Genomic DNA, 14,840 nt, shown 5'->3' with positions numbered 1-14,840 from the left:
TGACACCTCATGATCGAGTTTTTATTAATAAGGATAAAAATGCAGCCGACGATCATTTCGCCGCTGCGACTCCCGCCTTTTGCATCGTTTGTTTCACGATCTGCACCGCTTGATCCAATTGTTCCTTTGTCACGATCAACGGCGGCAACAAGCGGACGACATTTGGTCCCGCTGATAAGACAAGCAATCCTTTTTCATGAATGGCTGGAAGCAAATGCGCAATCTCTCCATGGCATTCAATGCCAACTAATAAACCAAGTCCCCGCACCTCTTTCACGAACTCCAATTCCCCGAGCGCTTCTTGAAGCTTCGCTAAAAAGTATGTTCCTTTTTCTTGGACATTTTGTAAAAAGTCGGGCTGGAAAATAATTTCTAACGTTGCTTTCGCGGCTGCCATCGCAATCGCATTGCCGCCAAACGTCGAACCGTGCACCCCGGCACTGAACGTATCCTTCAAAAACGCTTTGCCGATCATCGCGCCGACTGGAATGCCGCTGCCTAACCCTTTCGCCGTCGTAATAATATCCGGTTCGATATTAAAATATTGATAGGCAAACGGTTTGCCGGTGCGGCCGATGCCGGTTTGCACTTCATCGACAATGAATAGGGCGCCGTATTGCTGGCAAAGTTCAGCCGCCTTTTGGAGAAACGTTGGCTCCGCCGGTCTGACGCCGCCTTCTCCTTGTACGATTTCCACCATCACCGCGGCAATTTCTTCGTTCATTTCTTTTTCGAGCGCCTCCACATCGTTAAACGGCAGATGAACAAATTCCGGCAAAAGTGGACCAAATCCTTTATGGACTTTTTCCTGACCAGTCGCCGCCATCGTGGCGAACGTCCGTCCGTGAAACGACTGCTGAAAGGTGATGACTTTATGCCGTCCGGTATGTTTGCGGGCCAGCTTCAGCGCCGCTTCGTTCGCTTCCGCGCCGCTATTGCAGAAAAATACGTAGTCGCCGCAGCTGTTTGCCGTAAGAAGCTGCGCCACCTCTTCTTGCAACGGAATCGTAAATAAATTGGATACATGCCAAAATTGATTTAGCTGCGCTTCGATCGCTTTTTGCACGGCCGGATGGCGATGCCCGAGGTTGCAAACCGCAATTCCGGAAACAAAATCTAAATATTGCTTCCCATTTATATCGGTAACCGTCGTTCCTTCGGCGGATTGTACACAAATGCTCCAACGGTTATATGTCGGAAATAGCGCTCCCATTAATATACCCCCACTTCGCTTTGAATCGTTGTTCCGTACCAACTTCCGTTTTGGTAAAATGACATTTTTCCGCTGACGATCATCACTTCATGCAGCGATTCCGACAGCGCGGCCAGCGCTGCTTTTACTTTCGGAATCATCCCGCCTGTAATCACGCCGTCTTTGATCATCTGCTCAATCGCCTCGACCGTCGCCCGCTCGACGACCGCACCGTCCCGCAATATCCCCGGAACATCCGTCACGAATAAAAGCTGCGTTGCTTCGATCGCCTTCGCTATCGCCCCTGCCGCCGTATCGGCGTTAATATTGTATTTTTGTCCGTCCTTATCCGCGCCGAGGGGCGAAATAACCGGAATGTAACGCAGCTGCAGCAAGTGATGAATCAAAGCGGCGTTGACCCTGACCACTTCGCCCACGTAGCCAAGCTTCATAAAATCGATTGGCTCCGCTTCGAGCAGCTCAGCATCGATGCCAGAAACGCCGACGGCCGGCAAGCCATGCTGCTGCAAGATTGCGACAAGCTGTTTATTCACTTTTCCCGCCAAAACCATTTCCACGACGTCCAATACTTCCTTTGTCGTTTTGCGCAAGCCGTCCACAAACTCACTGGGAACTTCGAGCCGCTTTAACATCTGTCCGATCTCCGGGCCACCGCCATGAACGAGAACAATATTCATGCCTTGTGCATACATCGCTTGTAAACTAGTAAAAAACTCTGAAGACAAATCGCTTAATACGCTGCCGCCGCATTTAATGACAACCGTCTCTCCCATCTTTCTCTCCCCTTGTTACGTGCGATAGCTTGCATTAATTTTCACGTAGTCGTACGTTAAATCACATCCCCAGGCAACTCCTTTGCCGCTGCCTAGATGCAGATCCACCTCAATAACGATCACATCGTTTTGTAAATAGGCGCTCGCTTCTTCCTCGGAAAACGGCTGCGGTTCGCTTCCTTTTAGCATCACAATCGGTCCAATCGCAATATCGACATTGTCCGGATTCACCATTGCGCCTGCGTAGCCGATCGCACAGATAATTCTTCCCCAGTTGGCGTCAGCACCATAGACCGCTGTTTTTACTAAATTAGAACCAACGATTTGTTTGGCTATTTTTTTCGCATCGTTATCCGATTTCGCCCCGTTCACCCGCACTTCAATTAACTTTGTCGCCCCTTCACCGTCTTTGGCGATTTGCTTTGCTAAATCTTCACATGTTTTTTTCAGCGCTTCATAAAAGTTTTTCCAATCTGGATGATTCGGCGTTAATTCCTTATTTCCAGCAAGCCCGCTTGCCATAACAATTACCATATCGTTCGTGGACGTATCGCCGTCTACCGTAATTTGATTGAACGACACATCCGTGATCGAACGAAGCGCTTCTTGCAATAGCGGTGAAGAAATATTGGCATCGGTGGTGATAAACGCCAGCATCGTCGCCATGTTCGGATGGATCATTCCCGATCCTTTTGCCGCTCCAGCGATGGTTACGGTTTTCCCGTCGATCGTCGTTTGATAGCATGCTTTTTTCATCACCGTATCCGTCGTTAAAATCGCTGTTTGAAACGCCTCGGCATGGTCGAGCGAATCTCCTGGCTGCAACTTTTGGATTCCTGCGCGGATTTTTTCCATCGGCAGCAATTCCCCAATCACTCCGGTGGAAGCAACAGCGACACGATGCGGGGCAATGCCGAATTGCTGCGCGCATAGCTCTCTCATTTCATAAGCATCTTTTAATCCTTGCTGGCCCGTGCACGCATTGGCGCAGGCGCTGTTGACAACGACCGCCTGCAGCTTTTGCTCTACGGCGATGCTTTGCTGCGTCACTTTGAGCGGTGCCGCCTGAAAATCGTTCTGTGTATAAACGGCGGCGCAAGATGCCGGCACTTCGCATAGAATGACGCCCAAATCTTTTTTCGTATAACGCAAGCCGGCATGAACTCCGGCCGCTTTAAATCCCTTTGGTGTTACTACCGTGCCTTCGTCAACGGAAACTATCTTTGCTTCTTGTTTTGCAATCGCCATCGTTTGCTCTCCTTCCTTACGGATAAATCGGCATGTACGTAAGTCCGCTTTCTTCGTTCCAGCCCATCATCACGTTGAAATTTTGAATCGCCTGCCCCGCCGCCCCTTTGACAAGGTTGTCAATGACGGAAACGACGGTAATTCTTCCTGTCCGTTCATCATAAGCAACACCGATATCGCAATAGTTGGAACCATATACTTCTTTCGTCGATGGAAATTGCCCAGGCTTACGAATGCGGACAAACATGGAATCTTTATAACTTGTTTTATATAAATCTACCAACATGTCTACAGACAGGGGTTGCTTTGCTTTTGCGTAAATCGTTGCCATAATTCCTCTTGTCATCGGAATTAAATGCGTGCTGAACGTAATCGGTTGAATGCGTTCATTCCACGTTTGCAACATTTGCTCGATTTCCGGAATATGTTGATGGGAATTTACTTTATAAATTTTGACGTTTTCGTTCACTTCCGAAAAATGGGTGTTCAATGACGCCTTTCGTCCCGCTCCCGATACTCCCGATTTGGCATCGACGATAATCGAATTTTCTTCGATAAGCTGTTCTTTGACAAGCGGCGCCAAACCAAGCAATGTCGCCGTCGGATAGCATCCCGGGTTGGAAAGAAGCTGCGCCTCTTGGATGTTTGGCTTATTCCACTCCGTTAGCCCGTATACCGCCTGCTGTAAATAATGATCGGAAGCCGCTTGCCGCTTGTACCACGTTTCGTATACCGATCCGTCTTTTAAGCGAAAATCACCCGATAAGTCAATCACTTTCACTCCTCGGTCGATCAATGCAGGCGCCAGTGTACCGGAAACTCCCGGCGGAGTGGCGAAAAAAACGACCTCGCATTCATCGGCAATTTGTTCGACATCTATTTTTTGCAGCACCGCTCCCGCTATTTCACCGACGTGCGCGAAACTTTCCGAAAGATGAATTCCTTCTTGCGAAGATGAATAAAGATGACAACGACGCACATGAGGATGGTTGCGTAAAAACCTTAGCAATTCCGCACCGCCGTAGCCGGTCGCACCGATAATGGCAATATTCATGGCGCTCCTCCTCAGACGAATTGTACTTCATGTAGTAATCATTATAATACTGTATAAAAATAAAATCAAATGTATATTTAATTATTTTTTTAATATTTTTAAACATTTTTCGAGTAGTCTCCCTCTTTGAAAGGAAATGAACGATGCACATTGACGAAGCAAATTGAAAGACGCTTGATCATCGGCAATGCGCTATTAAAAAACGAGGTGCGTCAACATGCGCACCTCGTTTTTATGAATAAAGAACTATCATGGCAATATGTCGCTAAGTATAGGAAAAACCAGCCGACAAACAGCGGGACATGAAGCCATGTAAATCCGCCTGCATATGCGCCTAACAAAAATGGAACAATCAACATCGCCCAGGCCCCGTGTTGTTTCGGAACTATCCATTTCTTTTGCTGATTTTTCATTGTTCTCATCCTCCGCTTACCGGTGGAATAAAGGCGACAATATCGCCAGGCTGAAGCGTTTGCTCATCGCCGGCATATTCCTCATTGACCGCGACCATCACTTGTTCTAGGCTAATATGGTAACGTTGCTTCACTTCTTCCTTTAATTCTTTTACCGTTTTTGGGACATGCGGCAGGATGACGCGTTCTTCGCCAACCGCCTCCTGCAAGTGGGCGAAAAAAAGCAGTGTAATCATCGCAAATCCTCCTCTTCCGGTCTCCCTGTCGGGTACGCTTTTGTCTCTAATTGATTGCCGACCCATTCCGTGCCATCTTCCCAGTGTTCCTTCTTCCATATCGGAACAATTTGTTTAATGCGCTCAATCGCGTACCGGTTTGCCTCATACGCGTCGTTTCGGTGCGGCGATGATACGGCGATGACTACAGCAGCCTCCCCGATATCCAGCCTGCCGATTCGGTGGGTAATGGCAACTTTGGTTTCCGGCCATTTTTCCTGAATTTCTGCACCGATTTGTGCGAGCATTTTTTCTGCCATCGACACATACGCCTCATATTGTAAAAATAACGTCCGCTTTCCCTTCGTCCATTCGCGCACCGTGCCGATGAACGTGGCCACCGCGCCAGCTTCCGGACGCATCACTTTTTGGATCACTTCTTCGACGGAAATCGGCTTGTCCGTAATGACAAAAAGACGTTCATTCATCGTTTTTTCTCACCTCATTCATCAACCAATGTAAATAACTTTCTTCGTCATCAATGGAAAATAAAGGATATGAAAGAAAGGGTGGCTGTGAAAAAGGTTGCCACATAATAACGGCAATAATGTTCGAAAGCTGGGAGAGCGAATCCCAGTCCTCTTCGTTTCGCACCATTACTACTTTTGGATATCGTTCGCTTTTGTAGCCCTCGACAAGGACAAAATCAAGCGGCAACAGTTGATAGAACGATAAAATTTGCGCGAGCGACCATGATGGCCGGCGGGCATGAAGCTCGAGCAATCCGTCTCCTTCCACCGACACACAAACCGCCCCCGCCCGCTCGTGGCGCTCTGAGTCGGCATTCGCATATCGTCTTTCCGGCTCACCGCCGTGTCCGTGATGTTTGATCGTTCCAACACGGTATCCTTCGGAAGACGCGATTTTCACCCATTTTTCAATCAGCGTCGTTTTGCCGCTGTTTTTATAGCCGACTACTTGCCAGACGTTCATATGTCGCTTCCCTCTTCGTCTTCTAGCAGCCACACCTCGACGGTATCGCCTTTGGCAAACCCGCGCGTCCCTCCCGGAAGCACCATCAGGGCGTTCGCTTTCGCGAGTGATGTGACAATATTCGATTTATCCATGCCAACCGGCGCCACCGTTAACCGTCCGTCTTCGAACGCTACGTAACTTCTGACAAAGCGGGTAAACGGGTTTGGCTTTGGAAAGTCGACCGTCAACGTTGCCGTTGCTTTTTTCAAATACGGTTTCGCGGAAAATAGCCACGTCCGCACAACGGGGCGTACAAACAGTTCATAGCCGACATAGCAGGCGGATGGGTTGCCCGACAGCCCAAACAACAGCTTGCCGTCAAGGTGCGCAACCGTCGTCACGCTGCCCGGCCGCATCGCTACTTTATTAAACAGCATTTCAGCGCCGAGACGTTCATAAATGGCCGGCAAATAATCATAATCCCCGACGGAGACGCCTCCTGTTGTAATCAACATATCCACTTGATCGAGCGCGGATTGGATCGCGGCAAAACAAGTATCCAGATCGTCCATTAATTTGCCGAAATAAACCGGCTCCGCGCCGCTGCGGGCCACTTGTGCCTGAATCATATAGGCGTTGCTGTTGCGGATTTTTCCCGGCACGAGCGGGTCAGATACATCCAAAAGCTCGCTGCCTGTCACGAAAATGCCGATGCGCGGCTTGCGCGCCACTTTTACCTCGGCATATCCAAAGGTCGCGAGGAGCGCCTGCACGCCGGGATTGATCCGCGTACCTTTTGGAACAAGCGCATCGCCTTTTTTCGCATCCTCTCCTTGAAACGAAATATTATCTCCCGGACGGAACGGTCGTTTGATCGAGATATATGTTTTGCCATCCCGCTCATATCGTTTCGCTAATTCAAGCATGACAACCGCGTCGCATCCAGCGGGAATTTGCGCTCCTGTCATGATGCGCACTGCCTGAAATGGCGAAACCGTTTTCATAGCTACTTGCCCCGCTCCAATCGTTTCAATTACCTCAAATTCGACCGGGTTGTCCAGCTTCGCCTGTGCGGAGTCCACAGCGCGAATGGCAAAACCGTCGTATGGGGAGCGGTCAAACGGCGGAACGTCATGATCGGCGCGCAATTCTTCAGCCAAGTACCGACCGTATGCTTCCTCAAGCTGAACCGTTTCCGCTTCCCCTTCCCGTGCATATTTCATGACCCTTTCGATCGCTTCCGTTACCGGAATCGGAGTTCGCTTTTCCAACATGCTTTTCTCCCTCTTCTCGTTACCGTTATTGACATTATCAACTTTTTTCATAATTTTTTCAACTATTTCGCTAGGACAGTATGCTGGCCGCTTACTAACTCATGCTGTTGGATCGTTTCGCCAAACTCTTCGAATAAACTGCTGCATCGTATCTTCTCTTTCAGCAAGCCGCTTCTCTACTTCTTTTAGGCGACTTTCTAACTGTTTATTTTCGGTTTCCAACTAGCCAGACCTTAGCAATCGGAACATCATATTCCCTCTTTTCTTCTTTCTTGTTTTTTATTGTACGGAAACGAAACAAAGTTAGTTGTGATGTTCCTCACATTTATCCGTTTCATTTCTTTCCTAACACAATTTGTTCAAAATTTCTTCATTTATGTGATGTACATCACGACATGCAAAAAAGAAAAGAAATATGCTTAAGTTGTAATGATTGATAAAGATGGAGGTATCAGCCATGGAAAAATGGTTTACAGAGCAAGCGCTCATCGGTGATATCGTAGCACAATTCCCAAAGGCAAGCGATATTTTCAAAGCATACAAAATTGATTTTTGCTGCGGAGGGCAGCGCCCATTGCAGGAGGCAATAAAAGAGCGCGGTTTGGACGGACAAGCGATTTTAGAAGAGCTGAACACGCTTTATGCCCAATCGCTCGAAAAAATCGATAAAAACTGGAAGGAAGCTTCTTATCGCGAGCTGATCGATCATATCATTGGAAAACATCATCGTTACTTGGCGGAAGAACTGCCGCAGCTCAGCCCTTACGTCACAAAAGTGATGCGCGTCCACGGAATGCATCATCCGCATCTTGCACAAGTTCATAAGCTGTTTAACGAGCTGAAAACCGAATTGGAACAGCATACCGTTAAAGAAGAAACTTACGCTTTCCCACTTATTTTGCAATTTGAAGAAACTCCGACTCCGGAAAACAGAGAAACGATGAAACAAGTGGTTCACGAACTTGTCAATGAACATGACGTTGCTGGCGACATCATCAAAACGATTCGTGAAATTACGAATGACTTTACCCCACCGGAAGATGCATGCGGTACGTACCGCCTTGTCTACAATCGACTAGAAGCGCTAGAAGAAGATTTATTTGAACATATCCATTTGGAAAATAACATTTTATTTCCACGCGTTCTTAATGAAACAGAATAAACAACAACCGGACTGCTCCACTAACGAGCAAGTCCGGTTTGTTTATCCGCCGATATAAGACATTTCGATTTTCTTCCGCATTTTCGCCGTTTGCTCCGTCCGTTCGTCCGAGTAGCGGTCTGTCCGCATGTTCCATGTGGATGCAATCACTTTCTTGATCTCCCCTTTATCCGCTCCCGAACGCAGCTTTTCTTTTAACGAAACACCGCTTGACGCAAACAAGCACGTATACAGCGTACCATCGGCGGAAATGCGCGCCCGTGTGCAGCTGCGACAAAACGATTCGGTCACCGAGGCGATAAAGCCGACTTCCACGTTCGTGCCAACATAGCGGTAGCGGCTTGCCACCTCACCGAAGTAGGCTTTTTCCACTGGCTCGAGCGGATGGAGTTGCTGCAGTTGTTCATACATTTCTTTTTTCGTGACAACATGTGAGAAATCCCATCCATTCGTTGTGCCGACATCCATAAACTCAATAAAACGAAGCGTAATGCCCCGTTCTTTAAAATAATTGGCCATTGGAATAATTTGCGAGTCGTTCATTCCTTTTTTCACGACCATGTTTACTTTGACGCCAAGCCCAGCTTCCTCGGCCGCCTCAATCCCTTTTAACACCGGTGCCACCCCGACGCCGACGCCGTTCATTTTCTTAAATACGTCATCATCAAGCGCATCCAAGCTGACATTGACGCGCTTTAACCCCGCTTCTTTTAAACGTTTGGCCCATTTCACTAAATGGATACCATTCGTCGTCAGCGCGATATCACGAATGCCGGGAATGTGTGTCAATCGTTCAATTAAGACATCCAAATCCCGTCTTAGCAGCGGCTCTCCCCCGGTAATGCGAATTTTCTCGACGCCAAGCTCGGCAAAACTTTCGGCAAGCAACACCATTTCCTCTATCGTTAATAATTCTTCTTCACGCAAAAAACGAAAATTCGGACCGAATATTTCTGCCGGCATGCAGTAAACACAGCGAAAATTGCATTGATCCGTTACCGAAATGCGCAAATCACGAAGCGGTCGGTTCCAGCGATCGGCAACGGCCTCCGATTTTTTTTTCTCCATCCCTCTTCCTCCTTTCAATGTGATTTAAACGCGGTCGCACACAACAACAGGAAAAACGACAAAAGCATTGTAACGACGACCCACGCCCACGCTAAATTCATTTCTCCCGACTCAATCGCCACATAAATGGCGGTCGGCATCGTTTGCGTTTTCCCCGAAATATTTCCCGCAAACATCAGTGTAGCGCCAAATTCGCCGAGACTGCGGGCAAATGCCAAAATCGCCCCAGAAATAAGCGCCTTTTTCGCCAACGGAATCGATATATACCAAAAAACTTGGTATTCATTTGCTCCGTCGATACGCGCCGCTCCTTCAATCGTTTCATCCACCGCTTCCAATCCAGCCTTGGCGGATTGATACATGAGCGGAAAGGAAACAACAATGGCCGCAATCACCGCTGCGTACCATGTAAACATCACCGGTGCGTGAAACAACGTTTCAATTCCCTTGCCAATTACGCTGTTTTTTCCGAATAAAATGATAAGGAAAAAGCCGACTACCGATGGCGGCAGCACGAGCGGAAGCATCAGCAGTGTTTCAATGACGATTTTTCCACGAAACCGACGGCGCGCCATCAACTTGGCCGTGATGATGCCGAAAAGCACAACCATTGCTCCAGAAACAAATGCGACCTTTATCGATAACCAAACCGGTGACCAAAACTCCATCATCACAAAACCTCTTTCAACAACACCGTTTCTTGTTCCACTATATAAAAAAAGGAAGAAAAATGTTGTGATGCTACTCACATTTTAACATACTAAATATGCAAATAGTTTTAGAAAAGTTAGAAAAGTTTATAACAACGATCACGAATCGAAAAAATTTGTGATTTTTATCACTCCCAAACACTTTCATTGTTTTTTACAATGAAAGTAACTACAAACCATTGAGGTGAAACAGATGCTTGCAGCCAAAACGTTCAACCCGCAAAACCGCTTTGCCCATTTGCGCGAATTGCTTCGTTCTGCCAAACATACAGTTAAAATACAAAAAGGGACGTTTTTATTCCAAGAAGGAATGGTCGCCGCTGAATTATATCTCATCCTTTCGGGTAAAGTGCAAATAAGCAAAATTTGCGCTGACGGAAAAGAGATGTGTTTCCGCATCTGCGGCCCTGGGGAAATTATCGGCGAGCTAACATTGTTTACAACAGAACCTCGCTATTTATTAACAGCAAAAGTAATCGAAGATGGCGAAGTAGCAGTCATTAAAAAAAATGATTTAGAACAGCAGCTCCTCACCAATCCTTCGCTTACCTATGAATATATGCAATGGGTCAGTATGCATGCGCGTCGGACACAAACGAAATTTCGCGATTTAATTATGCACGGCAAAAAAGGAGCGCTATATTCTACGCTCATCCGTATGTGCAACAGCTATGGCGTCAAGCTGGATAACGGAAGCATCCTCATCGACTTAACACTGAAAAACCAAGATTTAGCCAACTTTTGCGGCACCACCCGCGAAAGCGTCAACCGCATGTTAAACGTGTTAAAGCAGCAAGGCGTTCTTTCCATTAAAAAAGGAAAAATCACGATCCATGACCTCAACTATTTAAAACAGGAAATTCAATGCGAAGACTGTCCGGCGGATATTTGTTGTATTGAATAAAATCTCTCCTTTTTCCATTTGGATCACTTGATCTCCTCCGGATCATGAACTCTTGTCCTTATAAAACAAACACCTCCTGAATCGAATTGAGTTATATATTCGATTCAGGAGGTGTTTTTTCCTTGTCCCATTTACTGGATCACTTCACATTTCAAAAAGGAGAGTTTTCATCTCTCCTTTTATGTTGTGTGATGTACATCACTTATATTTTTCTATAATCCTTTACAATAGAAGAAGGGAATCTTTTGTAGCGGCATGCCGTTTCTCGTTTGGCGGAACGGGAAACGGTTAGTGCCCGCTTGTTTCTGTGCCATCATCTTCACCAGTTTCCGTTACTTTTAATATTGCGACGGCGCCTTTTTGTGCGTGGTTGAATTGGTGAGTGACGATCGGGTAGCTGCCCGGGCGTGTGACGGTAAACTCAACGACTGCGCCTCCGCTCGCCGGAAGCATCACGGTCTGCAAGCCTTTTAGATGGTTGTTTGGATTACCGTCGATAATGATGGATTGAACGAAATACGTTTTACTTAAACATTTAGCTATATAATATAAGCAAAAAAGCGGATCGCTTGAAACGACCCGCTGTTTGTTACACATATGGATTTGACAGTTCGCCCACTTTTTTGCCGAAAACCGTGCGGTTAAGCAGGAAGCAAATAAGGGCAAACAAGCTAAGGAGAATAAATCCGAGCACATAAGAGCCTGTTATGTCTTTCACAATCCCCATTAAAATTGGTGGGAAAAAGCCGCCGAGTCCGCCCCATGCGCCAACGATACCGGTGACAGCACCTGTTTCTGCCGGGAACAGCTGCGGGACCAGCTTAAAGACCGCACCGTTTCCTAATCCAGCCACCATCGCGATAAATAAGCATGCCGCTGTCATCAAGATGATATTTTTCATGCCAAACGCAATGACAAGCGCTCCAATCGTAATGCCAGCATAAACAAAATTCAATACCCGTTCGGCACCGATTTTATCGCCAAGGTTTCCGCCAATCGGCCTTGCGAGTGTCGCAATAATGGTGAATCCAGCGGCGCGAAGACCGGCATCAACCGGAGTTAAACCATATAAATCAATAAGCAGCGATGGCAGATAAATACTGAATGCCACAAATGCCCCGAATGTAACGAAATAAAAGAGCGATAAAGTCCACGTATGTTTATATTTCAACACAGATAACGAATCAAGCATCGTTTTTTGCTGCTTAGGCTTTGGCATATCCGGAGTAAAGAACCAAACAAGAAGGAGCATGACTACAACCGGGATAATCATTCCCCAAAACGCCCATTGTACTCCAAATGTTGCCGCGATCGACGGAACAGAGAAGCTTGCCACTGCCGTTCCAATATTGCCCATCGCGTTAATGCCGAGCGCTGTTCCTTGTTTTTCTGGCGGTGTTAAGCGCGATACGAACGTAACAGAAATTGCAAACGACGTCCCTGCCATTCCAATAAAGAACGCCCAAAACATTAACATGGCATACGAATTAGCAAAACCCGCCCCAATTAGCGGAATAATCAAAAACAATAGCAGCAGCGAAAACAACCGTCTACCGCCAAGTCGGTCCGTCCAAATCCCAAGCGGGATGCGCATAACGGAACCAAGCAAAACTGGAATCGCAACTAAAATGCTTTTTTGTGTCGAAGTCAAACCATACATTTCTTGAAACGTGCTTGCCAACGGAGAAAATACCGCCCATACCGCAAACGCAAACGTCATCGCCAACGTTGTAATCGGCAAAAGGGCTTTTTGCTTATTCATCGCGAAAATCCTCCTTTTTGGTCACAGCTATATAACATTTATCTGCTTTTGAGTTCATCATACGGAAATAAAAAAAGAATGTTTGTGAAGTTTGTCACATTTTATTGTAGTGTCACATAATTGTAAAAAGTTGATTTCCATCTTTATCATGTCAACATGTCTAGAAAACCGTTTCCGTGAACGCGCAAATAAAAAACTGGCTCCCTAATAAAAGAGAGCCAGTGAACATTGTGATTAAGATAAACGCTTGTCTTTTTGCCGCAACGCTTTTGGAATGTATACGCAATACGGTTCACTTTCTAAGTAATCGCCGGTAACAGCATACGCCCGCGAGCGCGAGCCGCCGCAAACGTAGCGGAATTCGCATACACCGCATTTTCCTTTATATTTATCAGGGTTACGCAAGTCTTGGAAAATCGGCGAATTCCGGTAAATTTCCGCGAGCGGCGTTTCACGGACGTTTCCGGCTTTTACCGGAAGCAGTCCGCTCGGATAGACATCACCAATATGAGAAATAAAAACAAATCCGTTGCCGTCGTTAACTCCTTTTGGCGCACGGCCAAGACCGTCGACTTGACCGGTCAGTCCTTTCATCAACACATCTTCATAGTTAATTCCAGCGCCGGTGATTTGTTTTTCCCGCATTTTCGATTGTAACACGACACGGCGGTAATGCTGCCCTGCCGTTGTTTTTATGTCAAACGGGACACGCTTGCTCGTTTCATAAAGCCAGCGAAACACTTTTTCATGCTCTACCGGCGAAATCATGTCCGAATCTTTTCCGCGTCCTGTCGGCACAAGGAAAAAGACGCTCCAAAGCACACATTTTAGTTTTTCAACCAACTCTGCCATTTCATCAAGAGCATGAACATTGTAACGAGAAATAACGGTGTTAATTTGCACCGGGATATCAAGCTCATGCAAATATTCAATCGCTTTGATCGTCAAATCGAAGGAACCAGGTGTTCCGCGGAAATGGTCATGAATTTCCGCGTTTGGCCCGTCCAAACTAAACGCCCAACGTGAAAGCCCAACTTCCTTCGCTTTTCGAATTGCTTCTTTTGTAACGTTCGGCGTCGCGCTTGGCGTCATTGAAACGTGAAGGCCTTTGTCAATCGCATATTTCGCAAGATCATATACATCCGGGCGCATGAGCGGATCTCCGCCAGTAAACACGAGAAGCGGCTGGTCCATCTCATATATATCATCAATTAACTTTTTCCCTTCTTCGAATGTCAATTCGCGCGGATCGCGGTGATATTGCGCTTCCGCCCGGCAATGAAGACATTTTAACTGACATGCCCTTGTTAATTCCCAAATCACAATAAACGGATTTTCGTTAAAGTCCCTCACTTATTTCCCCTCCTTGCTTTCATTGTACTGCATAGGAAGGAATACTCATGTGACATAAATCACAAAACCATTTATGTCACAATATCGTCATACTCATTTCGTTCATTTACATTGCGAAATACGATCTCATCTTCCCAAAAATCTTGTTCCGTCACATAGCGGACTTGACAACGATGAAAAAGCGACTTCATCCTGTTATCCTTTGCTTGCAGCAACTTTTCGATTTGCTCGCATGTCCGTCGATGATATATGCCAACTAACGGCTGAATTTGGCCAAAATGCGCGCATATAATCGCATCAAATTCCTCGTTAACATATTCCGCAAGTTTTATCGCGACTTCCGGCCGCATATGCGGCATATCGCACGGAAGCACAAACATCCATTCCGCTTCGCTTTCTTTCATAGCCGTATAAATTCCAGCAAGCGGTCCTTGACCACGATATCGTTCATCGTCCATGACCACTTTTTCCACTGTCTTTTGTCGAAAACAGTCTACTAGTGAAGGATGACTAACAATATAAATATCCTCTGTCACTGTGCGTAACGTTTCTACAGCAATTTCAAAAAAATATTTTCCGTTAAACTTGGCAAACGCTTTCGGGCTGCCAAAACGCCGCGACTGCCCCCCGGCAAGAACAATCCCTGTCATTCCTTTCACCGTCTGTCCCCTTTCGCCAACTCTCTGTTTCACTGTATCATGAAGGCAACGAAAAGA

Annotated in this window: 15 protein-coding genes and 2 pseudogenes; 2 read left to right on the top strand and 15 right to left on the bottom strand. The window is 46.6% G+C overall.

Annotation, left to right across the window (positions count from 1 at the left end; genetic code table 11):
* Positions 1-52: 52 nt before the first annotated feature.
* The 9 genes and pseudogenes from argD to AC1WMD_RS01170 form a co-directional block, all read right to left on the bottom strand.
* Positions 53-1,213 (bottom strand): acetylornithine transaminase, encoded by a 1,161-nt coding sequence (argD, locus tag AC1WMD_RS01210; protein ID WP_494255789.1) that lies wholly within the window; start codon positions 1,211-1,213, stop codon positions 53-55.
* The gene (argB, locus tag AC1WMD_RS01205; RefSeq protein ID WP_494255788.1) at positions 1,213-1,986 is read right to left on the bottom strand and encodes an acetylglutamate kinase; all 774 of its coding nucleotides are present in this window, start codon (positions 1,984-1,986) and stop codon (positions 1,213-1,215) included. The genes argD and argB overlap by 1 nt, the downstream gene beginning before the upstream one ends.
* A 15-nt stretch (positions 1,987-2,001) precedes the next feature.
* Positions 2,002-3,234: a bifunctional ornithine acetyltransferase/N-acetylglutamate synthase gene (gene argJ / locus AC1WMD_RS01200; protein WP_043903783.1), complete on the bottom strand. Its 1,233-nt coding sequence runs from the start codon at positions 3,232-3,234 to the stop codon at positions 2,002-2,004.
* Positions 3,235-3,250: 16 nt separating this feature from the next.
* Positions 3,251-4,288 carry an N-acetyl-gamma-glutamyl-phosphate reductase gene (gene argC, locus AC1WMD_RS01195; RefSeq protein ID WP_043903782.1) on the bottom strand — a complete coding sequence of 346 codons (1,038 nt, stop codon included), beginning with the start codon at positions 4,286-4,288 and terminating at the stop codon, positions 3,251-3,253.
* Between the two features lie 257 nt (positions 4,289-4,545).
* Positions 4,546-4,701 (bottom strand): annotated as a pseudogene (locus tag AC1WMD_RS01190) (YwiC-like family protein); the annotation flags it as partial.
* Between the two features lie 5 nt (positions 4,702-4,706).
* On the bottom strand, positions 4,707-4,937 hold the full coding sequence (moaD, locus tag AC1WMD_RS01185; RefSeq protein ID WP_043903780.1) for a molybdopterin converting factor subunit 1: 231 nt from the start codon (positions 4,935-4,937) through the stop codon (positions 4,707-4,709).
* Complete coding sequence (locus AC1WMD_RS01180) at positions 4,934-5,404, bottom strand: molybdenum cofactor biosynthesis protein MoaE (RefSeq protein ID WP_494255787.1); 471 nt, start codon at positions 5,402-5,404, stop codon at positions 4,934-4,936. Before AC1WMD_RS01180 ends, moaD begins: the two co-directional genes overlap by 4 nt.
* Positions 5,397-5,909 carry a molybdopterin-guanine dinucleotide biosynthesis protein B gene (gene mobB / locus AC1WMD_RS01175; protein WP_494255786.1) on the bottom strand — a complete coding sequence of 171 codons (513 nt, stop codon included), beginning with the start codon at positions 5,907-5,909 and terminating at the stop codon, positions 5,397-5,399. Before mobB ends, AC1WMD_RS01180 begins: the two co-directional genes overlap by 8 nt.
* Positions 5,906-7,165: a molybdopterin molybdotransferase MoeA gene (locus tag AC1WMD_RS01170; RefSeq protein WP_494255785.1), complete on the bottom strand. Its 1,260-nt coding sequence runs from the start codon at positions 7,163-7,165 to the stop codon at positions 5,906-5,908. Before AC1WMD_RS01170 ends, mobB begins: the two co-directional genes overlap by 4 nt.
* Positions 7,166-7,622: 457 nt before the next feature.
* Here AC1WMD_RS01170 and ric point away from each other — a divergent pair, with 457 nt between their 5' ends.
* A complete protein-coding gene (gene ric / locus AC1WMD_RS01165; RefSeq protein WP_494255784.1) occupies positions 7,623-8,327 on the top strand; it encodes an iron-sulfur cluster repair di-iron protein in 705 nt (234 codons plus the stop codon).
* A gap of 42 nt (positions 8,328-8,369) precedes the next feature.
* Here ric and moaA read toward each other — a convergent pair whose 3' ends face one another.
* A complete protein-coding gene (gene moaA / locus AC1WMD_RS01160) occupies positions 8,370-9,395 on the bottom strand; it encodes a GTP 3',8-cyclase MoaA (protein ID WP_043903775.1) in 1,026 nt (341 codons plus the stop codon).
* A gap of 14 nt (positions 9,396-9,409) precedes the next feature.
* Positions 9,410-10,066 carry a molybdate ABC transporter permease subunit gene (modB, locus tag AC1WMD_RS01155; protein ID WP_494255783.1) on the bottom strand — a complete coding sequence of 219 codons (657 nt, stop codon included), beginning with the start codon at positions 10,064-10,066 and terminating at the stop codon, positions 9,410-9,412.
* Positions 10,067-10,298: 232 nt separating this feature from the next.
* On the opposite strand from modB, the gene AC1WMD_RS01150 reads away from it, so the two are divergent.
* Complete coding sequence (locus AC1WMD_RS01150; RefSeq protein ID WP_494255782.1) at positions 10,299-11,009, top strand: Crp/Fnr family transcriptional regulator; 711 nt, start codon at positions 10,299-10,301, stop codon at positions 11,007-11,009.
* A 288-nt stretch (positions 11,010-11,297) separates the two neighbouring features.
* Here the strand turns inward: AC1WMD_RS01150 and AC1WMD_RS01145 are convergent.
* From AC1WMD_RS01145 to AC1WMD_RS01130, 4 genes and pseudogenes are all read right to left on the bottom strand, one after another.
* Positions 11,298-11,513 (bottom strand): annotated as a pseudogene (locus AC1WMD_RS01145) (cupredoxin domain-containing protein); the annotation flags it as partial.
* Positions 11,514-11,598: 85 nt separating this feature from the next.
* Entirely contained in the window at positions 11,599-12,771 is a 1,173-nt protein-coding gene (locus AC1WMD_RS01140; protein ID WP_494255781.1) for an MFS transporter, read from the bottom strand.
* A gap of 234 nt (positions 12,772-13,005) precedes the next feature.
* Positions 13,006-14,124, bottom strand: a complete 1,119-nt coding sequence (locus AC1WMD_RS01135; protein WP_494255780.1) for a TIGR04053 family radical SAM/SPASM domain-containing protein — start codon at positions 14,122-14,124, stop codon at positions 13,006-13,008.
* 71 nt (positions 14,125-14,195) lie between these two features.
* The gene (locus AC1WMD_RS01130; protein WP_494255964.1) at positions 14,196-14,774 is read right to left on the bottom strand and encodes a molybdenum cofactor guanylyltransferase; all 579 of its coding nucleotides are present in this window, start codon (positions 14,772-14,774) and stop codon (positions 14,196-14,198) included.
* Between the last annotated feature and the right edge of the window lie 66 nt (positions 14,775-14,840).

The sequence above is a fragment of the Parageobacillus sp. NEAU-HV-2 genome, assembly GCF_059115485.1.
This window is presented reverse-complemented; position numbering and strand designations above follow the sequence as displayed.